General features: G+C 40.5%; 22 protein-coding genes and 1 riboswitch. Of the genes, 12 read left to right on the forward strand and 10 right to left on the reverse strand.

The features are described 5' to 3' along the window. The 4 genes from mutL to MQE36_RS00340 all read right to left on the reverse strand — a co-directional run bounded on the left by mutL (position 1) and on the right by MQE36_RS00340 (position 3,516). Positions 1-1,860 carry a DNA mismatch repair endonuclease MutL gene (gene mutL, locus MQE36_RS00325; protein ID WP_242937221.1) on the reverse strand — a complete coding sequence of 620 codons (1,860 nt, stop codon included), beginning with the start codon at positions 1,858-1,860 and terminating at the stop codon, positions 1-3. After that, complete coding sequence (locus MQE36_RS00330) at positions 1,860-2,153, reverse strand: hypothetical protein (RefSeq protein WP_242937222.1); 294 nt, start codon at positions 2,151-2,153, stop codon at positions 1,860-1,862. Before MQE36_RS00330 ends, mutL begins: the two co-directional genes overlap by 1 nt. 116 nt (positions 2,154-2,269) lie before the next feature. Beyond that, positions 2,270-2,752 (reverse strand): 6,7-dimethyl-8-ribityllumazine synthase, encoded by a 483-nt coding sequence (gene ribH / locus MQE36_RS00335; RefSeq protein ID WP_242937223.1) that lies wholly within the window; start codon positions 2,750-2,752, stop codon positions 2,270-2,272. Continuing rightward, positions 2,752-3,516, reverse strand: a complete 765-nt coding sequence (locus tag MQE36_RS00340) for a tetratricopeptide repeat protein (RefSeq protein WP_242937224.1) — start codon at positions 3,514-3,516, stop codon at positions 2,752-2,754. Before MQE36_RS00340 ends, ribH begins: the two co-directional genes overlap by 1 nt. A gap of 202 nt (positions 3,517-3,718) precedes the next feature. Here MQE36_RS00340 and recF point away from each other — a divergent pair, with 202 nt between their 5' ends. From recF to MQE36_RS00355, 3 genes are read left to right on the forward strand one after another with little or no spacing between them, the layout of a single operon-like run. Next, on the forward strand, positions 3,719-4,798 hold the full coding sequence (gene recF / locus MQE36_RS00345; RefSeq protein WP_242937225.1) for a DNA replication/repair protein RecF: 1,080 nt from the start codon (positions 3,719-3,721) through the stop codon (positions 4,796-4,798). Continuing rightward, positions 4,795-5,214 (forward strand): hypothetical protein, encoded by a 420-nt coding sequence (locus MQE36_RS00350; RefSeq protein ID WP_242937226.1) that lies wholly within the window; start codon positions 4,795-4,797, stop codon positions 5,212-5,214. Before recF ends, MQE36_RS00350 begins: the two co-directional genes overlap by 4 nt. Then, entirely contained in the window at positions 5,214-5,507 is a 294-nt protein-coding gene (locus MQE36_RS00355) for a DciA family protein (protein WP_242937227.1), read from the forward strand. The genes MQE36_RS00350 and MQE36_RS00355 overlap by 1 nt, the downstream gene beginning before the upstream one ends. On the opposite strand, the gene MQE36_RS00360 is transcribed toward MQE36_RS00355, so the two are convergent. Continuing rightward, entirely contained in the window at positions 5,504-6,148 is a 645-nt protein-coding gene (locus tag MQE36_RS00360) for an LON peptidase substrate-binding domain-containing protein (RefSeq protein ID WP_242937228.1), read from the reverse strand. The genes MQE36_RS00355 and MQE36_RS00360 overlap by 4 nt on opposite strands. Before the next feature lie 156 nt (positions 6,149-6,304). On the opposite strand from MQE36_RS00360, the gene lysA reads away from it, so the two are divergent. From lysA to MQE36_RS00380, 4 genes are all read left to right on the forward strand, one after another. Next, positions 6,305-7,549, forward strand: a complete 1,245-nt coding sequence (gene lysA / locus MQE36_RS00365; RefSeq protein WP_242937229.1) for a diaminopimelate decarboxylase — start codon at positions 6,305-6,307, stop codon at positions 7,547-7,549. Between the two features lie 363 nt (positions 7,550-7,912). After that, positions 7,913-8,446, forward strand: a complete 534-nt coding sequence (locus tag MQE36_RS00370; protein WP_242937230.1) for a thioredoxin family protein — start codon at positions 7,913-7,915, stop codon at positions 8,444-8,446. A gap of 92 nt (positions 8,447-8,538) precedes the next feature. Continuing rightward, a complete protein-coding gene (locus MQE36_RS00375; RefSeq protein WP_242937231.1) occupies positions 8,539-9,051 on the forward strand; it encodes an SRPBCC family protein in 513 nt (170 codons plus the stop codon). A gap of 9 nt (positions 9,052-9,060) precedes the next feature. Beyond that, positions 9,061-9,642 carry an NUDIX domain-containing protein gene (locus MQE36_RS00380; RefSeq protein ID WP_242937232.1) on the forward strand — a complete coding sequence of 194 codons (582 nt, stop codon included), beginning with the start codon at positions 9,061-9,063 and terminating at the stop codon, positions 9,640-9,642. Here the strand turns inward: MQE36_RS00380 and MQE36_RS00385 are convergent. Further along, positions 9,639-10,409 carry a class I SAM-dependent methyltransferase gene (locus MQE36_RS00385; protein WP_242937233.1) on the reverse strand — a complete coding sequence of 257 codons (771 nt, stop codon included), beginning with the start codon at positions 10,407-10,409 and terminating at the stop codon, positions 9,639-9,641. The two genes, MQE36_RS00380 and MQE36_RS00385, sit on opposite strands and share 4 nt — an antisense overlap. Before the next feature lie 50 nt (positions 10,410-10,459). On the opposite strand from MQE36_RS00385, the gene MQE36_RS00390 reads away from it, so the two are divergent. The 3 genes from MQE36_RS00390 (at position 10,460) to MQE36_RS00400 (ending at position 12,270) form a co-directional block, all read left to right on the forward strand. Continuing rightward, complete coding sequence (locus MQE36_RS00390; protein WP_242937234.1) at positions 10,460-11,011, forward strand: 2'-5' RNA ligase family protein; 552 nt, start codon at positions 10,460-10,462, stop codon at positions 11,009-11,011. Positions 11,012-11,140: 129 nt separating this feature from the next. Further along, positions 11,141-11,316, forward strand: a riboswitch (cobalamin riboswitch). Positions 11,317-11,405: 89 nt separating this feature from the next. Then, positions 11,406-11,903, forward strand: a complete 498-nt coding sequence (locus MQE36_RS00395) for a PAS domain-containing protein (RefSeq protein ID WP_242937235.1) — start codon at positions 11,406-11,408, stop codon at positions 11,901-11,903. Then, entirely contained in the window at positions 11,878-12,270 is a 393-nt protein-coding gene (locus MQE36_RS00400; protein ID WP_242937236.1) for an acyl-CoA thioesterase, read from the forward strand. Before MQE36_RS00395 ends, MQE36_RS00400 begins: the two co-directional genes overlap by 26 nt. 64 nt (positions 12,271-12,334) lie before the next feature. Here the strand turns inward: MQE36_RS00400 and MQE36_RS00405 are convergent, their stop codons facing one another. Beyond that, on the reverse strand, positions 12,335-14,035 hold the full coding sequence (locus MQE36_RS00405) for a sodium:solute symporter family protein (protein ID WP_242937237.1): 1,701 nt from the start codon (positions 14,033-14,035) through the stop codon (positions 12,335-12,337). 5 nt (positions 14,036-14,040) lie between these two features. After that, complete coding sequence (locus MQE36_RS00410) at positions 14,041-14,304, reverse strand: DUF4212 domain-containing protein (RefSeq protein ID WP_242937238.1); 264 nt, start codon at positions 14,302-14,304, stop codon at positions 14,041-14,043. Positions 14,305-14,459: 155 nt separating this feature from the next. Between MQE36_RS00410 and MQE36_RS00415 the strand changes: the two genes are divergently transcribed. Both MQE36_RS00415 and MQE36_RS00420 read left to right on the forward strand, forming a co-directional pair. Then, on the forward strand, positions 14,460-14,927 hold the full coding sequence (locus MQE36_RS00415) for a nucleoside deaminase (RefSeq protein WP_242937239.1): 468 nt from the start codon (positions 14,460-14,462) through the stop codon (positions 14,925-14,927). A 7-nt stretch (positions 14,928-14,934) separates the two neighbouring features. Continuing rightward, a complete protein-coding gene (locus MQE36_RS00420; protein WP_242937240.1) occupies positions 14,935-15,768 on the forward strand; it encodes a cyclase family protein in 834 nt (277 codons plus the stop codon). Positions 15,769-16,079: 311 nt separating this feature from the next. Here MQE36_RS00420 and MQE36_RS00425 read toward each other — a convergent pair whose 3' ends face one another. Together MQE36_RS00425 and MQE36_RS00430 are read right to left on the reverse strand one after the other, a co-directional pair. Further along, complete coding sequence (locus MQE36_RS00425; RefSeq protein WP_242937241.1) at positions 16,080-16,946, reverse strand: outer membrane beta-barrel protein; 867 nt, start codon at positions 16,944-16,946, stop codon at positions 16,080-16,082. Positions 16,947-16,991: 45 nt separating this feature from the next. Continuing rightward, positions 16,992-23,267 carry a DUF8202 domain-containing protein gene (locus MQE36_RS00430; RefSeq protein ID WP_242937242.1) on the reverse strand — a complete coding sequence of 2,092 codons (6,276 nt, stop codon included), beginning with the start codon at positions 23,265-23,267 and terminating at the stop codon, positions 16,992-16,994. Positions 23,268-23,658: the final 391 nt, after the last annotated feature.

Raw genomic sequence — 23,658 nt, forward strand, 5'->3', positions numbered from 1 at the left:
CTAAATAAATTTTTTATCAAGGTCATCAGCGGTCATAGTCACATAGGTTGGCCTGTGAAAAGGAGAAATATGAGGCTCCTTACACGCAAACAGGTTGTTCACCAATGCCTCCTGAGAAACCTTGTTCAATGGCTCTCCGGTTCTTACCGACAAGGTCTTACATAAGGTTTTTGCCAACAGGTCCGTTTGTGAAAAACCGGTTTCCGGAACCTCCTCTTTAAAATCTGATAAAAGCTGGTCGAGCACCCCGCCTATCTCGCTTTCGGATACATTCACAGGGACACCGCTGATCTCAACGCTGTCGTCTTCAAAGTTCGAAAACATAAAACCGGTACTCTCCAGGCTCTCCCTCAATTCCTTTAACAAATTGATCTCTGATTTTGAGAAATTCAAATTCAGCGGAAACAACAATTGCTGACTGACAGCTTCTTTAACGGTTATATCTTTTAAAAATTGCTCATACAATACTCTTTGATGCGCCCTCGACTGGTCTATAATCACCATTCCGGACTTTATCGAAGTAACTATATACTTTCGTTGCAACTGAAAAGTTATGGCAGAGGTGGTTTCCTCCGCAGCCTCATCAAAAAGAGATCCGGTGACTTCTTCCGATTCCAGTTCAATCGATGAAAAATCATCCTGATCCTGCTCCTCGTCGAGACCTGCATACAAACTCTCCCAGCTGCCGGCACCTCCCTTTTTGTAAGAAGGAGTTGAAAAACCCGAATAAGATGAAGGTTTCTTAACATCCTCCTCAAACGGGTTAAAATTAGCATCCACTTCAATTGTAGGTACATCGGCCTTTTTATCCTGATAGTTATAAGGAGTATCCAGGTTAGGGTCTCGGTCAAAATCCAGAACAGGAGCCACATTAAACTGCCCCAAACCATGTTTTACGGCCGATCTTAAAATCGCGTATATAGTATGTTCGTCGTCAAATTTTATCTCAGTTTTAGTAGGATGGATGTTGATATCAATTGTAGACGGCTTTACATCGAGATAAAGAAAATAGCTCGGGTGTGCCTGGTCCTTCAACAAGCCTTCGAATGCCGAAGATATCGCATGGTTTAGGTAAGAACTTTTAATAAACCTTTTATTCACAAAGAAAAATTGTTCTCCCCGTGTTTTTTTTGAAAACTCCGGTTTAAACACAAAACCGGAAAGCTTTACCACCTCCGTATCCTCTTCAACAGGAACCAGCTTTTCATTGGTTTTACTGCCAAACACATGAACAATACGCTGACGGATATTGGTAGCCGGTAAACTAAACACCTCGCTCCCGTTATTGTAAAGTTCAAACTGGATGTCCGGATGCGTTAATGCAACCCGGTGAAACTCATCAATAATATGCCTTAGCTCTACATGATCAGACTTAAGGAAATTTCTCCTCGCCGGAATATTAAAGAACAGGTTCTTTACCGCTATAGAAGTACCCTTCGGAGTTACGTTTACGTCCTGGGAAATAATCTTCCCCCCTTCGATCTTAATACACACCCCCACATCATCGTCTTCCTTTCTCGTATTCATCTCAACATGGGCAATCGCTGCGATCGAAGCTAAAGCTTCTCCGCGGAATCCCTTGGTATGTAATTGAAATAAATCCTCTGCTGATGTTATTTTGGAAGTGGCATGGCGCTCAAACGATAACCGGGCATCTGTTGCACTCATCCCTGCCCCGTTGTCGATCACCTGGACAAGTGTTTTCCCCGCATCCTTAACTATCAGTTTGATTTCAGTCGCTGTGGCATCAATCGCATTCTCTAATAATTCCTTCACTACAGAAGACGGTCTTTGAACCACTTCCCCCGCAGCAATCTGATTGGCAACATGATCTGGTAAAAGCTTAATAACGTCTGCCATTAAAACAATGTATCGAGGTTAATATTCTTCAGGGCTACATAGGCAAACATCAGTAGCAATATGAATATAACTACCAATCGAAGTTTTGTATTTTTATCTGATTTCGCTTTTCTGGTAGCTTTCCAGTCCTCGCGAAAGCTTTTCCTCCTATAACCCTCAAAATATTCTCTGTCGGATCTTTTGGTATGTTTGTCCTTCAGCTTTTCCAAACGCTCCTTGCGTTCATCGTAATACCGGGGAGTATATGAGTATGATTTATTACCTTGTTGTTTAAAAAGAGTTGGAAGCTTCATCTTCTATCTGCTTATAGTATTCTCAAAAATACTTAAAATGAAGAAGAATACCCGCTTATATCTGCTAAAAATTGTTAACAAACAAGAGGCCGCCTGACAACTAGAAGCTTAACACTCTATTTCCCCAGCGCAGCCATTTTAATGGCAGCTATCGCAGCTTCAGTTCCTTTATTCCCATGTTTCCCACCACTTCTGTCAATAGCCTGCTGAAGCGTATTATCTGTCAAAACACAAAAAATAACCGGAACATCATATTTAACATTGAGGTCCTTAATACCGTTCGCCGTAGCATCGCAAACGAAATCAAAATGCTTGGTCTCTCCCTGGATAACACTACCGATGGCTATAACCGCATCCACATTCTGCGTCTCTATCATCTTTTTTGCCCCAAAAGTAAGCTCGAAACTTCCGGGAACATCCCATTTTACAATATTTCCGGCAATAGCCCCACAATCCAGCAAGGCTTCCTTTGCGCCCTCACACAAAGCTCCCGTTATCTGCTCGTTCCATTCTGAAACAACAATCCCAAACCGAAATTGCTTCGCGCTTGGGATTGCTGTTTTATCGTAATGTGATAAATTTTTATTTTCAGTAGCCATTATTTTGCACTTTCTACTTTACCGATAAAGATATCTATAGTTCTTCCTTCTTCAGAATTAGGGTACTCCTCTTTGATCCTGTTAAAGAACTTTAAAGCCTTTTCATTATCTCCACCGCCCATAGCCAATGTACCGGCTTTAAAAAGAAAACGCGGTGTCGTAAATTCATTCGCATTATGAGCTATGGCCTTTTCATAATACCCCATGGCATCACCGGCCTGATCAAGCTGCACAAAAGCATCACCGATACCACCTTTAGCCAACGCTCCCAATATAGGGTCTTCAGATTTAAAATGCTGCAAATGTTCGATCGCCTCCTGGTACTTGTTCATATTTAAATAAGCCATACCGGAACTATATTGCGCAAGGTTAGCTGCCTTTGTCCCCTTATACTTGTCAATGATATCCAACAACCCGTATTTACCATTTGCACCCTCTAATGCCAGGGTAAACAACGAATCTTTATCTGTTGCATTTACAGCCTCGTCAAAATACTGCTGGGCAAAGAACATCTCATTTGATGCTTCCGCCTCCTTTGGCGCATGCACAAACTGCTGATACCCCAAAACTCCTAAGGCAATGACCACCAACCCTACAATACCTCCAAAGATATATTTCTGATTCTTCGCAACCCATTCTTCGGTCTTTGAAGCACTCTCATCCAGTGTGTTAAAAACTTCTGCCGTTGTGCTTTCCATTTCTTCTACCTGAGCTTCTTCTTCCTTGTTTTGCGGTTTGTATCCCCTTCTCTTATAAGTTGCCATAATTTTTATTTTTCTTCTGAATGCAACCGATCTCAATCGGTTAACAAAAAATGATCTTATTATATAAAATTAATCGCAGTTAGCGACGTGCGGCAAAAATATAATTTTTATTCATATGTAAAAGCGATTTTATTTGATATTTTTTGAATAATTTGTAGCATATTTGCAAGTTCCTACCCAATAATTTGTTGATACGATATACATGCATTTACGAAAACTCACGCTCATTAATTATAAGAACTTTTCGAGTCAGTCTTTTGAACTTGACAGTAAAATTAATTGCTTCGTAGGTAATAACGGGATTGGAAAAACAAATGTGCTGGACGCTGTATATCACCTCTCATTCGGTAAAAGCTATTTTAATCCGATAGCAACACAGAATATCAGGCACGGAGAAGATTTCCTCGTTGTGGACGGCCATTTTGAAAAAGAAGGACGTGAAGAAAAAGTAATATGCAGTTATAAAAAAGGGCAAAAAAAGGTCATCAAAAGAAACGGTAAAATTTATGACAAAATATCCGATCATATCGGTTTTTTACCACTGGTGATTATCTCTCCCGCCGACCGCGACCTCATCATTGAAGGAAGTGAAACCAGAAGAAAGTTTATCGACAGTGTAATTTCACAAAGCAATAAAACATACCTCACCAGGCTGATCAATTACAATAAAGTACTGACACAGCGAAATTCACTCTTAAAATATTTTGCTGTAAACAACACCTTTGACCCGGAGACCCTGAGCATCTATAACGAACAACTCCACGGACTGGGTACGGACATCTTTGAGACCCGAAAACAATTCCTCGAAATATTCATCCCGATATTCAGAAAGCGGTACATTGCCATATCGGGAGGCAAAGAGGCCATCAATATCAGCTATCAAAGTCAGCTCTTCGAAAGGTCGCTGCCCGAACTTTTCGAAACCAACCTCAAAAAAGACCGGGCCCTGCAATACACCTCTGTAGGAATTCATAAAGACGACCTTAGCTTCGAAATACAGGACTATCCCATAAAGAAATTCGGAAGCCAGGGACAACAGAAATCATTTTTAATCGCCCTGAAACTGGCGCAGTTCGATTTCATTAAAGAACAAGCCAGGGTAACCCCTATCCTGTTACTGGATGATATTTTTGACAAACTGGATGAAGAACGGGTAGGTCAGATCGTAAAACTGGTGGAAAATGACCACTTCGGACAAATATTTATCAGCGATACCCATGCCGAACGGACCGAAGATGTAGTTAAAGAAACACATCAATCCTATAAAATTTTCAGACTATGAAACCATCACTGATAACCCTCATCCTCATATTGGTTTTCAACAGCTGCTCTACACCGGTTGCAGAACAGGTGAAACAACTAAACGGATACTGGGAAATTGAAAAAGTAGAATTGCCTTCCGGAGAGACCAAAACATACGGCATCAACAGAACTGTCGACTATATAGAACTGAAAAACGACACCTCGGGGATACGCACCAAACTATCGCCTAAGATTGACGGTTCCTTTATATCAAATAACAATTACGAAATATTCTCACTCATCAATAAAGAAGGGAAATTATACATGATATACAATACCCCTTTCTCTAAATGGGAAGAAGAAATCTTAAAAGTGGATAAAGATCAGTTAATCGTGATCAACACCGAAAAATTGAAGTATTTTTACAAAAGATATCAAAAACTATCTATTGATTAATGGCTCGACGTAACGAACATATATCACTGGCAGATGCGCTAAAAAGCTTTGTTGAAAACAGCAAACTGGAAAAAGGCCTCGATAAACACAATGTTGAAGACGCATGGGTAAACCTCATGGGGCCCGGTGTAAACAACTACACTACCAACGTACAACTCAAAGGCTCCGTACTTTATGTTACACTCTCTTCATCAGTACTCCGGGAAGAACTAAGCTACGGAAAGGAAAAAATCATAGGAATGATCAACGAAAGCCTCGGCAAAAAGATTATCGACAAACTAGTACTGCGTTAAAGCTTGTAGTCTTTAAAATCCAATTCATTAAAATTTTTAAAATGACCATTCATCTGGATGCGCTCTTTGGTCAGGTTCAATTGCCTAACAACAGGAATAACCATTCTCAGGTGGGTCCTTAGAAAGTGTAAGCGCTGTCTTTCCGTTTTTATTTGTAACAACCTGTATTCCTGAGAAAGGCTCAGCCCTATTTTATGAGCATATAAAAAACTGTTAAAGCTGTTAATATCAATAGAATCTATAATAACTCCCAGGTTTTTATACAATTTATTGATCAACGCCACCACGTTTTCTTTCTCTTCATCTTTCACATCATTATTATTCTCCCGGAATTCCACCACCCCGCCGGAATACATTTTTCCCGGCAACGGATTTTCAAAGCTCTTGAGTTCAAAAACCCGGTGTGCATTGCAAATAATATCCAGTTCCCCGTTGTCGTACTCTTTGATTACTTCTTCTAAAACAACCTCGGTTCCCAACCGTAATTTCTTTTTGTAATAAACAGGAATCCCAAACGGCTGCCCCGTAGCCTGACAATCGTATATAAGCTGCTTGTACCTGTCTTCATACACGTGTAACAAAAGTCTTTCCCCCGGGAAAACGACAACTTCTAAAGGAAAATATGGAAGTGTGGTTTGCATGATCCTTTTTATTAAATTTACAAAAAATATTGATTACAGGAAATAACGATTGTTATTTTTATAACAACTTGTTGTATTTTTATATTTTTTCTTGATTTTATTTGCCACCAACACATCTCTGAATAGATTTGTACCCTGAAAAAACTAATCAGAAGTATGAGATCACAGGATTTATTAAACATTGCAAAAGAATTTGGGAGTCCGGTGTATGTTTATGACGCCGAAAAAATTGTTTCTCAGTACGAGAGGCTCACTTCTGCTTTTAAAAAGGTAAAACATTTAAAATTAAACTACGCTGTAAAAGCACTAAGTAATATATCGGTTCTTAAATTGATGAATAGTTTAGGAAGCGGTTTGGATACAGTATCAATTCAGGAAGTACGTTTAGGAATACTTGCAGGCTTTAAACCTGAAGATATCATATATACTCCTAACGGGGTTTCCCTTGAGGAAATAGAAGAAGTAGCCGCTTTAGGGGCACAGATCAATATCGACAACCTCTCTATCCTCGAGCAATTTGGCAGCAAACATCCTAATGTACCGGTATGTATCCGTATCAACCCTCATGTAATGGCAGGAGGAAACACCAACATCTCTGTTGGTCATATCGATTCAAAATTTGGCATAAGCATACATCAGATACCTCATCTTTTACGGATCGTAGAAAACACCAATATGACCGTTAATGGCATCCATATGCATACAGGAAGTGATATTCTTGATATTGAAGTGTTCTTGTATGCATCCGAAATACTTTTTGAAACAGCGAAAAATTTTAAAAACCTGGAGTTCATCGATTTCGGAAGCGGCTTTAAAGTCCCTTACAAAGACAGTGATATTGAAACCAATATAGAAGAGCTGGGTAAAAAACTGAGCAAAAGGTTTAACGACTTTTGTGCAGAATACGGAAAAGATCTTACACTTACCTTCGAACCGGGTAAATTCTTAGTAAGTGAGGCCGGCTGTTTTCTGGCTTCGGTCAATGTAGTTAAACAAACAACTTCTACTGTTTTTGCAGGAGTCGATACAGGGTTTAATCATCTGATCCGCCCTATGCTGTATAATGCACACCACGATATAGTAAACATCTCAAATCCTAACGGAAAGGCCAGGTTTTATTCTATAGTGGGATACATCTGCGAAACCGACACTTTTGCAAACAACAGGCGTATTACCGAAATATCAGAAGGCAATATCCTTTGCTTCAAAAATGCAGGCGCCTATTGTTTTACCATGGCCAGCAATTATAATTCAAGGTACAGACCCGCCGAAGTATTATGGTACAAAGGACAGGCGCATTTGATCAGAAAGCGAGAAACCTTTGAAGACCTGACACGTAATCAGGTTGAAGTAAATTTCAGCAACTTAAAAAAGCCAAACAAAGAATTGGTTAAATCTTAATTTTAATTAGCAAACTACCTCAGAGCAAGCTCACGAGAGGATCGAGCGTAAAGAAATCAAGGATTGGCTTCGCCGAATTTTAATTTGGCAAGCAAATTTTCAATTTCACGAACAACCTATGCTAAATAATAATGTTTTGTCCGTAATAAAAGGGCTGGCAGACCCTTTTAGCGATGGAGCCGGCTGGCGCATGGCAAAACATTTCACAGAGACAAATGTCTGAGTTACCGATAGTTATACGGAATAAATCTCGATGATCGGGTAACCAGATAAACCCAAAGCGCCGAACTTACGTTGGCGCTTTTTTGTGACGAACAATTCTGAAGCATTTTAGTATCTTTGAAAATCTATAACATATCTGCCATGAAAGTAAAATTTATCTTAACCGGGCTCTTCATCTGTTTGATCGCCCTTACTACATCTTCTTTTAAAGAAAAAGACACCGGAATAAAATGGATGAGCTGGGAAGAAGCCATCCGGAAATCCGAATCAGACCAAAACCCGAAAAAGATATTCATAGATGTATTTACCGACTGGTGCGGATGGTGTAAAAAAATGGACAAAGACACTTTTAACCATCCCGATGTAGCTGCATATATGAACAAAAACTTCTATATGGTAAAAATGGACGGTGAAGGAAAAGAAGATATCGAATACAAAGGAAACACATTTAAATATGTCGCATCCGGAAACAGAGGTTATCACGAATTGGCAGCCTCACTTTTACAAGGAAAACTAAGCTATCCTACAGTAGTATTCCTCGATGAAAATCAAAAAATGCTTTCTCCCGTTCCCGGCTACAAAAAACCTCAGGAATTTTTAATGATCGCTAAATATTTCGGAGATAACATTTACAAGGACAAGACCTGGGATGAATATCAAAAAGAATTGAAATAATACTGAACAGCCGGCAACGGTGTACTTTTTCAATCGGCAAAAATTTGTAACTTTATGTACCTCCACTATTTTGATTTTAAAAACATCCGGTTATGAAAAAACTATCTTTCGATCAATTTACAAAACGCATTTACATCAGGTCTACCCCGGAAAAACTATATTGGTGCTGGGCTACCGAAGAAGGAATTACCTCCTGGTTCTTACGTGCTGCAACTTTTTCGAGAAATGGCGAACGTCTTCAACCCGATAAGCCCGTAAGTAAGGGAGACTCATATACATGGATGTGGCATAATTGGGATGGGGAAGAAAAAGGACAAATTCTGGAAGCCAACGGTTCTGACTTCATTGTTATCTCCTTTGCCGGCAATTGCAAAGTAACGGTTTCTTTAAAAAAAGCAGACGAAGCAGTGCTGCTGTCACTTACCCAGTCCGATATCCCAACAGACGATGACAATAAGCTAAAAGTTCATTACGGGTGCAGCAACGGATGGACGTTCTGGCTCGCCAACCTTAAAGCATACCTTGAATACGGTATCCGGCTTAACGAAACTGAGTTTGATCTTCGGAATGAAGAACTGGCCGGTTACGAATTTGTTAATATGTAACAAGCAATAATGAATAACCCTAACGTTAAAATCAATAGTGTACAGATACTCTCTAACGACTGGTACACTTTGAAAAAAGTAAATTTCGATTACAAAACCCTCGACGGAAATATTCAAAATCAGAGCCGCGAAGTATACGACCGGGGTAATGGAGCGGTCGTCCTGCTCTATAACGAGGAAAATAAGACCATCGTATTAACCAGGCAATTCAGAATGCCCACCTACCTAAACGACAATACAGACGGCATGATGATCGAGGCTCCTGCCGGATTACTCGATGACGACAATCCACAAGATTGTATCATAAGGGAGATCGAAGAAGAAACAGGATACAGGGTAGAAAAAGTAGAAAAAGTTTTTGAATCCTATACATCTCCCGGTGCCGTGACCGAAATATTGCATTTTTTCATGGCCTGCTACACACCGGCCATGAAAGTAAGCAAAGGAGGTGGAAAAGAGGAAGAACACGAAGACATTGAAGTTGTTGAAATGCCGTTTGAAAAGGCTTTACAGATGATTCATTCAGGTGAGATAAGGGATGCCAAAACCATTATGTTACTGTTGTACGCCAAGGCATACGACCTGTGTTAAGAACGGTTTAACCTCCCTAACCTTATAAATACCGGAAACCTCACTTTCCGCCGTTCTTTCCATAAAGACCTTAAAGAATCTATAATAGCTATGGTAGGATCGCTATGATTTTCATCTATATACCTCTGTACGGCTGACCAGGAATAAAAATACCCTTGCAGATCTTTAATATCCCAATGGTATTCAATTTCAAACCCGGGGCACTCTGTTTCATCAAAAGGAAACCGGATGTTCCGGTACTCATGTTCAAGAAGCTTTCTGTTAGCCGTATAATAATTTGCAAACATGGTCCTGTAAAACTCATGTATCTTCACATCAATTTGTTCTTCTGCCATAATTCTGCCATACCCCATAATTGCAATAACACCATCGGGTTTTAATACCCTTGTCACCTCCCCAAAGAACTTATCCGTATCAAACCAATGCAAAGCCTGCCCCACTGTTACCAGATCAAAGAAACGATCCGGAAACGGCATTTCCTCAGCCTTCCCCAAACTATACTCAATATTTTCCTTTTGAACAGCATTTCTTAATTGTTCGGCACTCACATCAACAGCATAGACCATTTTAAAACGTTCCGCCAGCCGGTATGCAATAGTTCCGGTTCCCGTTCCGCAATCATAGGCATTATCCCTTCTCTTTAAGTGCCTGTATAAAAAACGAAACATCTCGTCAGGATATTCCGGCCTGTACTTCTTGTAGTAATCACTCTGCTTTGAAAATATTTCAGAATCCATATTATAAATATACGCTTTACTATAATTCATAACTTTATACATCGCTTTAAACTGGCATCACTACTTAATTAAAGACTAAAATGAATGATCGTTCGCTATATTATATTGCCGTAATTCCTCCGGTAAAAGAATCTAACTCCATTCAACAAATTAAAGAGGACCTGAAAACGCGGTTCAATATCTGTCACAGCCTGAGGTCTCCCGCCCATATCACCCTGCAAATGCCTTTCCGAAGGAATATCAGGGATGAAAACGATATTATGAATTCACTTAAAGAATTCGCAGCAGCACAACCCGGTTTCGATGTTTTCCTGGATGGTTTCGGCCACTTTTCAAACAGGGTGATATTTATTAAAATTCAGGAGCACTCTCCGTTCATCGACCTGCGCCAGGCTTTGGTATGCACCTTAAGATCATCCTTAAACTTTACTGAAAATGAAACCTCAAGACCTTTCCACCCCCATATAACTATTGCTCACAGAGACCTTTCTCCGGAAATATTCAATATTGCCTGGAGCGAATTCCGGTTCAAACAATTTACAGCTACGTTCCGGATAACCGGCCTCAGCCTGCTGAAACACGATGGCAAAAAATGGAATATCTACAGATCTTTCCCCTTTAAACTACTATAAAGACACACAGGCCATAATCAAACACCAAGACGAAAATTACCTTTTCGGCATATTCCGTCCCCCTGCTATGTAAACCATAACGCATCTCTCCTAAACAGCCAGACTATTTTATTAAAATAATTATTTTATTTTTGATACGGAATCAGAGGTTCAGCTTAATGTTAGTTGATAAGGAATTGTGTGAAAATCACAAGCTGACGCGCAACTGTAAGTAACATCACGACGAAAACGGGCCATCGATCAGTTTAACACGATGGCCGAAAAAAGTTACAAGCCAGGATACTTGCCGCTGTATTTTTAACCTTAAGTGCTTTCGCGAATTAAAGCCGGGTCTTGACCTTGTTTGCTGCAAACGCAGTGCTTTATTCCTCGTGGCACATTATAAAACAAACAAATGACATCAATCAAATCGTCAGGTGCCCCATTGGTTTGCTGGGACATATACGGATCGTTCCTCCAAGAACAGGCTACACATACGGGTAAGAAATCTGATCTGGAACTCTTAGCAGAACTCAAACAAAAACATCATTGGGATATCGATTTCCACGCCCTTTTAAAAAACTCCTTTTACGATGCTTTGGTACTGACCAATCTGAACCAGGAAATAATTTGGGCGAGTAAAGGGTTTAAAAAAATGACCGGGTATTCCATAAAAAGTATTGTCGGGAAGAAGCCCAAGTTCCTTCAGGGAAAGGAAACTTCGCCTGATACCTTGAGCTTTATCAGACAAAACATTCAACAAGGGAATGCCTTTAGCACTCAACTCATTAATTACAGAAAGAACGGGGAAACGTATCTTTGTGAAATCAATATCGCCCCGATAAAAAACAAACAAAATCAAATAACTCACTTTATAGCTTTAGAAAATGAAAGACCGCTCCACAGAAAATAGAAAAGCCACCTCGGAAACAAGAATTTTCAAAGCCGTTTTTCCAAATACTACCAACCATTACGATACACTTTTCGGAGGTACTGCCATGCAACTTATGGACGAAACAGCATTTATTACAGCCACCAGGTTCAGCAGACAAAGGATGGTGACCGTCAGCAGTGACAGGATTGACTTTAAAAAGCCGATCCCGGCGGGAACTATCGTTGAACTCATCGGAAAGGTCACCCATATCGGAAATACCAGTCTGAAAGTTAAAGTAGATATTTATACAGAAGAAATGTATTCGGAAAAAAGAGAAAAATCAGTTTCCGGTGAATTTACGTTTGTCGCCATCGATGAAAATAAAAAACCTACAAACATTCTTTAATACTGAATGGTATTATAACATCAGAACAATCGACATCCCGAAAAAACACCTCATAATGAACAACTTAATGGTTACTAACCGTTTTGGAGGCTCCCTTTGGGTATCGTATGCTTTCTACAATTTCACCGATTTCTTCAGGTGGTTTTTTGGTAAACTTCGATACAATGACAGCTACCGTAAAATTCAGCAGCATTCCTACTGTCCCGAACCCCTCCGGGGAAATCCCAAACCACCAATACGCCTCCCCTGACGTTGCCGGGTCGCCGATCCACTTCAGTTTAAACCTGGCTATGTAATAACAGGTAATCGCCAGTCCCAGTATCATTCCAGCAACGGCACCTTCTTTATTCATTCGTTTGGAGAAAATCCCGAGCACTATGGCCGGAAAAAACGAAGCAGCCGCCAAACCAAATGCCAGGGCTACTACCGAAGCCACAAAACCGGGCGGATTAATTCCGAAATAACCGGCTACACAAACCGCTGCTACAGCCGAACCTCTGGCGGCCCACAGTTCAGTCTTTTCATCAATATCCGGTAATAACATTTTCTTTAACAGATCGTGAGATATTGAAGACGATATAACCAGAAGCAAGCCCGCAGCAGTAGATAACGCTGCTGCCAGCCCTCCTGCCGCCACCAAAGCAATAACCCAGTTGGGAAGCCCCGATATCTCCGGATTGGCCAGCACAATAATATCCCTGTCTATCATCAATTCATTGGTTTCCGGATTGGCCAGATATTGTATCCTGCCATCACTGTTTTTATCTCTAAACTCCAGCAATCCGGTTAACTCCCATTTCTTAAACCAGTCCGGCATCGCTGAATACGGCTGTCCGCTGACAGTTTCTATCAAGTTTGTTCTCGCAAAAACAGCAATAGCCGGTGCGGTTGTATACAATACACCTATAAAGATCAGGGCATATAAAGCCGACTTTCGGGCATCTCTTACCCTTGGTACCGTAAAAAACCTTACGATTACATGCGGCAGCCCGGCAGTACCCAACATCAAAGCCGCTGTGATAAAAAATACATCTACAGTTGATTTGCTTCCGGAAGTATACTCATGAAAACCCAATTCCCTGTGCAAACCGTCCAGCTTATCCAACAAATAAGTTCCCTCAGGAGTTACACCTCCAAAACCAAACTGTGGTATGGGGTTACCCGTCATTTGTATAGAAAGAAAAAAGGCCGGTACCATAAATGCAAAAATAAGCACACAGTATTGTGCTACCTGCGTATAGGTTATCCCTTTCATCCCGCCAAGAACAGCATAAAATAACACGATCGCCATTCCTATATACACACCTGTATCCACATCGACCTCCAGGAACCTGGAAAAAACGACTCCTACCCCTCTCATCTGCCCGGCGACATAAGTAAACGACACAAACAATGCACAGATAACCGCCACCAGGCGTGCTATATTAGAATAATATCTGTCTCCTATAAAATCCGGCACTGTAAACTTCCCGAATTTTCTTAAGTATGGTGCCAGCAAAAGTGCCAGCAATACATAGCCTCCGGTCCACCCCATTAGGTAAACAGAACCGTCATATCCCGCAAAAGAAATGATGCCGGCCATCGATATAAAAGAAGCAGCAGACATCCAGTCAGCTGCGGTAGCCATCCCGTTCGCTAAAGGAGACACGCCTCCTCCTGCCACATAAAACTCTTTGGTCGACCCGGCCCTGCTCCAAATAGCCACCCCGATGTAAATGGCAAAAGTAACCGCAACCAATAAGTAGGTCCAGATCTGAACACTCATAAGATTTAGTCTTCGTTAAGTCGATATTTTTTATCCAGCTTGTTCATCAGGTATACATAAACCGCGATTAGTACGATGAACACATAGATAGACCCTTGCTGGGCAAACCAAAAGCCCAGCTTAAAACCCCCAAGGCGTAACGCGTTAAGTTCATCTACAAACAGTATCCCGCATCCATAAGAGACCAAAAACCAAATGATCAAAAGAATAAAGAGATACTTTAAATTATGCTGCCAGTATTTTTTTAAAAGCAATTTCCTGCGGTTCATCAAACGTATGTTATTTTCAATCTTTTAACAATAATAAAAAACAATCATCAAAAAACCGCCTTTAACCAAACATTTTTAATCAATTAAAACACAAAAAGCAAGTTTTCAAAAACACTAAACACAGGTTGATTAATTCATTGATATAATGTATCTTAATGAACGATCTAAAAACACAGCGTATGATCGACAGGTTTATGGAAGAAGCCATTAAAGAAGCCCAAAAAAGCTTAAGTGAGGGAGGTATTCCGATAGGTTCGGTACTGGTATTAGACGACCAAATAGCAGGCAGGGGATACAATCAGCGGGTTCAAAAGGACAGTGCAGTACTCCACGCCGAAATTGATTGTCTGGAAAACGCAGGAAGACTAAGCCCGGAAGAATATCAAAGAGCAAAGCTCTATACAACACTCTCCCCCTGTTCCATGTGCAGTGGCGCTGTTTTATTGTATAAGATCCCTGAAGTTATCATAGGCGAGCATATTACATTTTCAGGGGCCGAAGATCATCTCAGAAAAAACGGTGTCAGGCTTTATGTTTTTAACGATGAACGCTGTGTAAAAATGATGAAAGATTTTATAACAAATAATCCCAGCCTCTGGAACGAAGACATAGGAGAAAAATAAATATATTATGATACGCCAATCCTTACTATTGTTATTGTGTATAGCCGGTTTTTCAGGTTGTAAAAACAATGCTGAAAAGTTCTCCGACAAAAAACCGGGAGCTACACAGGAAGTCTCCTCTCAAACCAGGATCATCGATCTTACCCATCCATTTTCAGACGAAACAGTTTATTGGGTCACTGCCAGGGAATTTGAACTTGAAGAAGTCGCCAAAGGCCAAACCGACAACGGGTATTTCTATGCTGCCAACAATTTTTCTACAGCTGAGCATGGAGGAACTCATATTGATGCTCCTATCCATTTTTATGAAACCGGACAAACGGTCGATGAAATCCCACTGGATAATCTGATAGGACAGGCGATTAAAGTTAACGTAACCGGTAAAGCAAAAAACAATCCCGATTATCAGGTCAGCATTGAAGATTTCAAAAACTGGGAACAAAAGCACCAAATGCTTATACCCGATAAATGTATTATCATTTTAGAAACCGGGTTCGGATCGTATTATCCCGACAAACAAAAATACCTCGGAACCCTTAACAGGGGGCCTGATGCAGTCAAGGAACTTCATTTTCCCGGCCTTTCTCCGGAAGCAGCGACATGGTTAACCGATAAACGGAATATAAAAGCCATTGGTCTCGATACACCAAGTATCGATTACGGACAATCACAAGACTTTAAAAGTCACGTGGTGTTAATGAGTAAAAATATTCCTGTTTTCGAGAATGTAGCCAATGTCGACAAGTTACCTGAATCAGACTTCCAGATTATTGCATTACCTATTAAAATTAAAGGAGGAAGCGGAGGACCACTACGCATTATCGCCTTATTAAGACAATAAAAATATCCCGGGCCTTATAAAGCCGGCAAGCTGTGCCGTACAATTTGTTCAAAGTATCGCCTTCTTGTTTCACTTCTTATTCTCGCAGGATATCTTTCTCCCTGACGTTTAAGCTCAACCGTCTGTTAAGGTATAATATTAGTCAACTAACGCGAAGCATTAACCTGGTACAAAAAAATTAACACCCTGACTATCTCTGAAAATAAACAGAATTCACGGTAAGACAGTTAATCACCTTAATTCCGCCGGGAGACTTTCTTTCGGAATATATCACCGGATAAAGCCTCATCAAAGGCTTCCCATACACCCCTTTAATCATTAAAGAACGAATACCTCATTTTTAAACCAAACGAAGAAAGCCTCATCTTTTCAGCATAAGGGGTATTGCTTAAAGAGTTATATTGTAAATCAACAGGATACTCATCAGAAGGGTATACGATGAGCTGCTTTGCCGTTGGTTCATTATCAACAATATAGTTCATACCTACATCAAAGAACAACCCAAAATAAACAGCGTTCTTTTTATTTAAAAAGCATTTGATTCCCGATTCAAACGTAGCAGACCAGGCCATTTTGGCATCCAGATCTTTTTGGGCAGATTTAACATTATTAAATGTCCCGAATCCCATAAACTTTGGATTAAATAATTCAGCATTGTACTGAGGATAATAGCCACTGGTAACGAGTGAGCCTATACGGGTCTGGGTAGTGCCATTTATAACGAACCCAGCCTTGACCCCTGTTAGAGCGTAAAACCTGACTTTCCTTCCATCTGTTTCATATTGCAGCGTTACAGGAACATTTATATTCTCTATTCTTTGAACTTCATTGTAACTATTGGCCGTATATCTGAATTCAAACGGTTCCTGGTCAAAATCTGTAGTATTATAACTGTCCCTGACATTGTTTAAACGAACATCAGATCTGTATGACTGATATTCGACTTCCAACCCAAGGCTCCAGTTATCATTCAGGTATAAAGAACTTCTTAAACCAAATAAAACCCCGTTTTTATTCTTTGTTTCTCCGACTTTTAATTCCTGAGAAATCCAACTGACAGTACTACCGGAGGTTACTGACAGTTCCAGTTTTCTTTGCTGTGCTTCTGCATACCGACAACCCAGCAAACATATCGCAACTCCTGTTAAATATTTTATATGATATATATATACTTTCATTATTATATTATTTGATGTATTCTGGTTTTTTAATAACTATGTTCCCTACTTATCAATTATCAGTTTAAGCGATTTATTATAATTAGGAGTTTCGATCCGTACAATATAGGCTGATGAGGCCAGGCTGCCGGGAACCGTTATCTGTGTATTTCTGAAAGAAGACTTCACCTGTTTGATCATATAACCGGAAAGCGTATAAAGACTAATTTGCATCTGTTTCAATTCTTCCTCCGGAAGGTCAACCCTAACTGTTACTACCCCACCGGTCTCAATAGGATTAGGATACAGCATAGCCTGATGAGAATATTCAAGTTCTATTTTCATCGAACATGTTTCAAGAACATCTCCATCAGCGGTAGTCATTCTTACATAATACTCAGAGGAAGTATCCAGTATATTGTTTACGTTATCTCCGGCAGAATAATATTGGTCTGTACCAACGAGTTTTCCGTTTTTATACCATTCATAAGCTACAAACTCATAACCTCCGTTGGTCGAACTGTTATTATTAACCAAAAGTATATTGTCAAACTTCTGAACAACGATATCAGAAAAATCAAAGCGTTTTTCTATAACAACAGTATATGTTTTTACATTACTCCCGTCTGCTGATGTAACAGTAACCGTTCGGGTATAAATCCCTGCTTTAGGTATAGTCATGGTAATGTCATGACCGGGTACTACCATAGCATTATAAGAAATTATTGAAACGTCTATAGTGGTATCATTATTTCCGCAATCTATTAGATAACGTATGGTTTCTTCAGGGTATTTATAAACAGTGTTTCCAATGGTAATACTCTTTATGGAAGCGTCTCCGGTTCTATCTTCCACAATCACATTTTGTGTTTGTGTTGATGAATTTCCATTTCCATCATCATACATCCAGTTAATCGTATAAGTTCCCGGATTTGTATATGTTAACGGATCTGTCGTTATAGCCGTAACCGAACCTGCACAATTATCAGTAGCCGTAGGAGGGCTTATTGTAAGAGGAGTACTTGTATCACCGGTTACATCCGGTAACGGATCAACATCCGGGATAGGTGCTTCTGTATCGTTTACCGTTACGGTAAAACTACATCCGGCGGTATTTCCGGCATTGTCCGTAATAGTCCATGTAATGGTAGTCCCTCCTGGTATCTGCTCATTAGCAAGGGTATTCGAATTGTTAAAGTCATTTATTACCGAGACAATCCCGCAGTTATCATAGGTTGTTGTTGGATCAAATTCTGTTCCTGCTACAGTATAATAACACTGTCCGGTCTCTGCATCTCTTGTCTGATCACCTACACAACTGATGATAGGATTTATTTTTTCTTCTACCGTTACTGTCGCCGTTCCTGTATTGGAATTTCCGTTGACATCCGTTACCGTTAAAGTAACAGTTACCGGTGTACCGATATCAGAACAATCAAAACTAGTGATATCTAAAGTGCGGGTATCAATAGTACAGTTATCCGAACTACCATTGTCTATCTGAGCCGAGGTTATGGTGGCATTACCCGAAGCGTCTAATGGAACGGTGATGTTTTGAGTAACCACAGTCGGATCAACAGTATCTTCTACCGTTACTGTCGCTGTTCCTGTATTCGAATTTCCGTTGACATCCGTTACCGTTAAAGTAACAGTTACCGGTGTACCGATATCAGAACAATCAAAACTAGTGATATCTAAAGTACGGGTATCAACAGCACAATTATCCGAACTCCCGTTGTCTATCTGGTTTGGAGTAATGGTCGCATTACCCGAAGCGTCTAATGGAACGGTGATGTTTTGAGTAACCACAGTCGGATCAACAGTATCTTCTACCGTTACTGTTGCTGTTCCTGTATTGGAATTTCCGTTGACATCCGTTACCGTTAAAGTGACAGTTACCGGTGTACCGATATCAGAACAATCAAAACTAGTGATATCTAAAGTACGGGTATCAATAGTACAGTTATCCGAACTCCCATTGTCTATCTGAGCCGAGGTTATGGTCGCATTACCCGAAGCGTCTAATGGAACGGTGATGTTTTGGGTAACCACAGTCGGATCAACAGTATCTTCTACCGTTACTGTCGCCGTTCCTGTATTGGAATTTCCGTTGACATCCGTTACCGTTAAAGTGACAGTTACCGGAGTACCGATATCAGAACAATCAAAACTAGTGATATCTAAAGTGCGGGTATCAATAGTACAATTATCCGAACTCCCATTGTCTATCTGAGCCGAGGTTATGGTGGCATTACCCGAAGCGTCTAATGGAACGGTGATGTTTTGAGTAACCACAGTCGGATCAACAGTATCTTCTACCGTTACTGTCGCTGTTCCTGTATTCGAATTTCCGTTGACATCCGTTACCGTTAAAGTAACAGTTACCGGAGTACCGATATCAGAACAATCAAAACTAGTGATATCTAAAGTGTGGGTATCAATAGTACAATTATCCGAACTCCCATTGTCTATCTGAGCCGAGGTTATGGTGGCATTACCCGAAGCGTCTAATGGAACGGTGATGTTTTGAGTAACCACAGTCGGATCAACAGTATCTTCTACCGTTACTGTCGCCGTTCCTGTATTGGAATTTCCGTTGACATCCGTTACCGTTAAAGTGACAGTTACCGGAGTACCGATATCAGAACAATCAAAACTAGTGATATCTAAAGTGCGGGTATCAATAGTACAATTATCCGAACTCCCGTTGTCTATCTGAGCCGAGGTTATGGTGGCATTACCCGAAGCGTCCAACTGAACGGTAATGTTTTGGGTAACCACAGTCGGATCAACAGTATCTTCTACCGTTACTGTTGCCGTTCCTGTATTGGAATTTCCATTGACATCCGTTACCGTTAAAGTGACAGTTACCGGTGTACCGATATCAGAACAATCAAAACTAGTGATATCTAAAGTGCGGGTATCAACAGCACAATTATCCGAACTCCCGTTGTCTATCTGGTTTGGAGTAATGGTAGCATTACCCGAAGCGTCTAATGGAACGGTGATGTTTTGAGTAACCACAGTCGGATCAACAGTATCTTCTACCGTTACTGTTGCCGTTCCAGTATTGGAATTTCCATTGACATCCGTTACCGTTAAAGTGACAGTTACCGGTGTACCGATATCAGAACAATCAAAACTAGTGATATCTAAAGTACGGGTATCAACAGCACAATTATCCGAACTCCCATTATCAATCTGGTTTGGAGTAATGGTCGCATTACCTGTAGTGTCTAATGGAACGGTGATGTTTTGAGTAACCACAGTCGGATCAACAGTATCTTCTACCGTTACTGTCGCAGTTCCTGTATTGGAATTTCCGTTGACATCCGTTACCGTTAAAGTGACAGTTACCGGTGTACCGATATCAGAACAATCAAAACTAGTGATATCTAAAGTGCGGGTATCAACAGCACAATTATCCGAACTCCCGTTGTCTATCTGGTTTGGAGTAATGGTAGCATTACCCGAAGCGTCTAATGGAACGGTGATGTTTTGAGTAACCACAGTCGGATCAACAGTATCTTCTACCGTTACTGTTGCCGTTCCAGTATTGGAATTCCCGTTGACATCCGTTACCGTTAAAGTGACAGTTACCGGTGTACCGATATCAGAACAATCAAAACTAGTGATATCTAAAGTACGGGTATCAACAGCACAATTATCCGAACTCCCATTGTCTATCTGGTTTGGAGTAATGGTCGCATTACCTGTAGTGTCTAATGGAACGGTGATGTTTTGAGTAACCACAGTCGGGTCAACGGTATCTTCTACCGTTACTGTTGCCGTTCCTGTATTGGAATTTCCGTTGACATCCGTTACCGTTAAAGTGACAGTTACCGGAGTACCGATATCAGAACAATCAAAATCGGTAATGTCTAATGTGCGGGTATCAACAGCACAGTTATCCGAACTCCCATTATCAATCTGGTTTGGAGTAATGGTAGCATTACCCGAAGCGTCTAATGGAACGGTGATGTTTTGAGTAACCACAGTCGGATCAACAGTATCTTCTACCGTTACTGTTGCCGTTCCAGTATTGGAATTCCCGTTGACATCCGTTACCGTTAAAGTGACAGTTACCGGTGTACCGATATCAGAACAATCAAAACTAGTGATATCTAATGTGCGGGTATCAATAGTACAGTTATCCGAACTCCCATTGTCTATCTGGTTTGGAGTAATGGTCGCATTACCCGAAGCGTCTAATGGAACGGTGATGTTTTGAGTAACCACAGTCGGATCAACAGTATCTTCTACCGTTACTGTTGCCGTTCCTGTATTGGAATTCCCGTTGACATCCGTTACCGTTAAAGTGACAGTTACCGGTGTACCGATATCAGAACAATCAAAATCGGTAATGTCTAATGTGCGGGTATCAACAGCACAGTTATCCGAACTCCCGTTGTCTATCTGGTTTGGAGTAATGGTCGCATTACCCGAAGCGTCTAATGGAACGGTGATGTTTTGGGTAACCACAGTCGGATCAACAGTATCTTCTACCGTTACTGTTGCCGTTCCTGTATTGGAATTTCCGTTGACATCCGTTACCGTTAAAGTGACAGTTACCGGTGTACCGATATCAGAACAATCAAAATCGGTAATGTCTAATGTGCGGGTATCAACAGCACAGTTATCCGAACTCCCGTTGTCTATCTGGTTTGGAGTAATGGTCGCATTACCCGAAGCGTCTAATGGAACGGTGATGTTTTGGGTAACCACAGTCGGATCAACAGTATCTTCTACCGTTACTGTTGCCGTTCCTGTATTGGAATTTCCGTTGACATCCGTTACCGTTAAAGTGACAGTTACCGGTGTACCGATATCAGAACAATCAAAATCGGTAATGTCTAATGTGCGGGTATCAACAGCACAGTTATCCGAACTCCCGTTGTCTATCTGGTTTGGAGTAATGGTGGCATTACCCGAAGCGTCTAATGGAACGGTGATGTTTTGAGTAACCACAGTCGGGTTAATAGACTCCTTACCGGTTATAAAGGTAAAAACAGCCCCGTTAGGAAGCGTTACACCATCGAATGTTACAATATTTGAAGTGAAACTTGTAGCAGCTATTGCAGATGCTCCAGAGGTGAAATCCCCATCTCCGTCAGCATCAACCAATAATTTAAAATCCCCCAGTACAGAACCTCCGATGGTCAGTCCGTCCAGATCAAAAGCAAGGGTAACCGTTCCCGGGTCGTTGGTCCTTGTTACTCTCCATTCCCTCGCTAAACGGGCAAAACAGGTTTCGGAAGCCGGTAAATCTGACGATTGTTCGGTTAAAGCACCTGTATCATGTCCAATCATTAAAAAGTCACCATCGTCTAAAGAGGAAGGGTTGCTCAATACGATATTTCCCATGCCACTTTGGCCGGTACCATCTCCAGAGCCGGTATTGATACTGTTGGATGAATTTTGAGTTAATCCATTTCCGTCATCTTGTCCTATTCCGAAGATATCGTATTGATAAGTAGCATCCGCAGTCCAGATTGTCGTGTCATCTGACGAAGTATAAGCTACAGCACTTGAATTGTCTCCAAGACTGATTCCATATTTTTCTGCTAAATATGATTCGACTTTATTTTGATCTGAAGTTGAGACAGCTGTCGGAAAATATATGAGTTCAGGAATCTCTCCAAAAAACGAAAAATTTAAAGCATTTGTAGAACCCGATCCATGCCCCATTCCAATCCTGAATTCGGCTACATTATTATATACAGGTGCTACCGTTTGTGGTGTTCCGACCTGTACACCATTTATGAACAAGGTACTGGTGGTACCCTCAAATTTAGTAGTTATCAGGTTCCATTGATCCAGTTCTATAGATCCTCCATTAACAATCTTCCATGAAGTCCCACCTTCACCGACCCAAAATTCTAATTCATTTGAAGCATTTATATAAACAACATAACCACTATAAACCGTTGTTTTACTGGAAACAATTGAACGATATCCACTACCTCCTGTTACTTTAAAAACAGTATTAATAGTAAAGCTGGTCGTGTTCAGGTCGTTCGTATATGGTACTGATATATAATCGCCCGTTCCATCATAAGTTACACTTGAGTTAAAATTCAGACCATTAGTCCCAATCTCCGGATTCCCATTTACCGTTACTGTCTGTAATCCCGTTTGATCTGTCCATGTTGTTAATGTACCTGTAGAAGGAGTTGTACCAGCATCCGCTTTGAGCCAAAGACTGGCACCAGCCATACTGCTTTGTGCAAGTGTCGCTGTAATATTGACTAAAATTAATAAAGCTGTAAAAACAATGACCTTTATTAAAAAGCAGTCACTCTTTATCTTTTTTGAAGTTTGGTTAAGTAAAGTTCTTGCCATATGTAATGGTAATAATTTGGTTTAAACAGGTTTCTATGTATAAGTCTCTTAATGATTCACAACTACTCTTTCCTAAATATAAAAATATATGTTAAAAGAAGCTAAAAAAATTGCATGCAATTTAACATTTAATACACCTAAAGAAACCCTCTTATATAGAAAAAATCCGTTTAAAAAATTAAACCCAAACTATTTTGCGGACTCTGCAAACAATGAAATTTATCTGGTATGGTAACAAGCGGATGCTATGGAAACCTGATAAAATGGCATCGCCTTCTCATTACCCCTATACTCTATTAACAGGACCAAACCTTGCTTAATGAATAGCAACAAAACAATAAGCGTTCGGTTTAAACCGAACGCTTATTCAGCCTGTTATCACTGATACAGG

Source organism: Zhouia spongiae (assembly GCF_022760175.1).
GTDB classification, from domain to species: domain Bacteria; phylum Bacteroidota; class Bacteroidia; order Flavobacteriales; family Flavobacteriaceae; genus Zhouia; species Zhouia spongiae.

What these genes read in the sequence shown, in the direction of transcription:
- MQE36_RS00410 (WP_242937238.1), bottom strand. Translation starts at nt 14,304, where the DNA reads ATGAACCGCAGGAAATTGCTTTTAAAAAAATACTGGCAGCATAATTTA.
- MQE36_RS00400 (WP_242937236.1), top strand. Translation starts at nt 11,878, where the DNA reads ATGAAAGACCGCTCCACAGAAAATAGAAAAGCCACCTCGGAAACAAGA.
- MQE36_RS00425 (WP_242937241.1), bottom strand. Translation starts at nt 16,946, where the DNA reads ATGAAAGTATATATATATCATATAAAATATTTAACAGGAGTTGCGATA.
- MQE36_RS00330 (WP_242937222.1), bottom strand. Translation starts at nt 2,153, where the DNA reads ATGAAGCTTCCAACTCTTTTTAAACAACAAGGTAATAAATCATACTCA.
- MQE36_RS00415 (WP_242937239.1), top strand. Translation starts at nt 14,460, where the DNA reads ATGAACGATCTAAAAACACAGCGTATGATCGACAGGTTTATGGAAGAA.
- MQE36_RS00395 (WP_242937235.1), top strand. Translation starts at nt 11,406, where the DNA reads ATGACATCAATCAAATCGTCAGGTGCCCCATTGGTTTGCTGGGACATA.
- MQE36_RS00370 (WP_242937230.1), top strand. Translation starts at nt 7,913, where the DNA reads ATGAAAGTAAAATTTATCTTAACCGGGCTCTTCATCTGTTTGATCGCC.
- mutL (WP_242937221.1), bottom strand. Translation starts at nt 1,860, where the DNA reads ATGGCAGACGTTATTAAGCTTTTACCAGATCATGTTGCCAATCAGATT.
- MQE36_RS00390 (WP_242937234.1), top strand. Translation starts at nt 10,460, where the DNA reads ATGAATGATCGTTCGCTATATTATATTGCCGTAATTCCTCCGGTAAAA.
- MQE36_RS00360 (WP_242937228.1), bottom strand. Translation starts at nt 6,148, where the DNA reads ATGCAAACCACACTTCCATATTTTCCTTTAGAAGTTGTCGTTTTCCCG.
- ribH (WP_242937223.1), bottom strand. Translation starts at nt 2,752, where the DNA reads ATGGCTACTGAAAATAAAAATTTATCACATTACGATAAAACAGCAATC.
- MQE36_RS00380 (WP_242937232.1), top strand. Translation starts at nt 9,061, where the DNA reads ATGAATAACCCTAACGTTAAAATCAATAGTGTACAGATACTCTCTAAC.
- lysA (WP_242937229.1), top strand. Translation starts at nt 6,305, where the DNA reads ATGAGATCACAGGATTTATTAAACATTGCAAAAGAATTTGGGAGTCCG.
- MQE36_RS00420 (WP_242937240.1), top strand. Translation starts at nt 14,935, where the DNA reads ATGATACGCCAATCCTTACTATTGTTATTGTGTATAGCCGGTTTTTCA.
- MQE36_RS00385 (WP_242937233.1), bottom strand. Translation starts at nt 10,409, where the DNA reads ATGAATTATAGTAAAGCGTATATTTATAATATGGATTCTGAAATATTT.
- MQE36_RS00355 (WP_242937227.1), top strand. Translation starts at nt 5,214, where the DNA reads ATGGCTCGACGTAACGAACATATATCACTGGCAGATGCGCTAAAAAGC.
- recF (WP_242937225.1), top strand. Translation starts at nt 3,719, where the DNA reads ATGCATTTACGAAAACTCACGCTCATTAATTATAAGAACTTTTCGAGT.
- MQE36_RS00405 (WP_242937237.1), bottom strand. Translation starts at nt 14,035, where the DNA reads ATGAGTGTTCAGATCTGGACCTACTTATTGGTTGCGGTTACTTTTGCC.
- MQE36_RS00375 (WP_242937231.1), top strand. Translation starts at nt 8,539, where the DNA reads ATGAAAAAACTATCTTTCGATCAATTTACAAAACGCATTTACATCAGG.
- MQE36_RS00350 (WP_242937226.1), top strand. Translation starts at nt 4,795, where the DNA reads ATGAAACCATCACTGATAACCCTCATCCTCATATTGGTTTTCAACAGC.
- MQE36_RS00430 (WP_242937242.1), bottom strand. Translation starts at nt 23,267, where the DNA reads ATGGCAAGAACTTTACTTAACCAAACTTCAAAAAAGATAAAGAGTGAC.
- MQE36_RS00340 (WP_242937224.1), bottom strand. Translation starts at nt 3,516, where the DNA reads ATGGCAACTTATAAGAGAAGGGGATACAAACCGCAAAACAAGGAAGAA.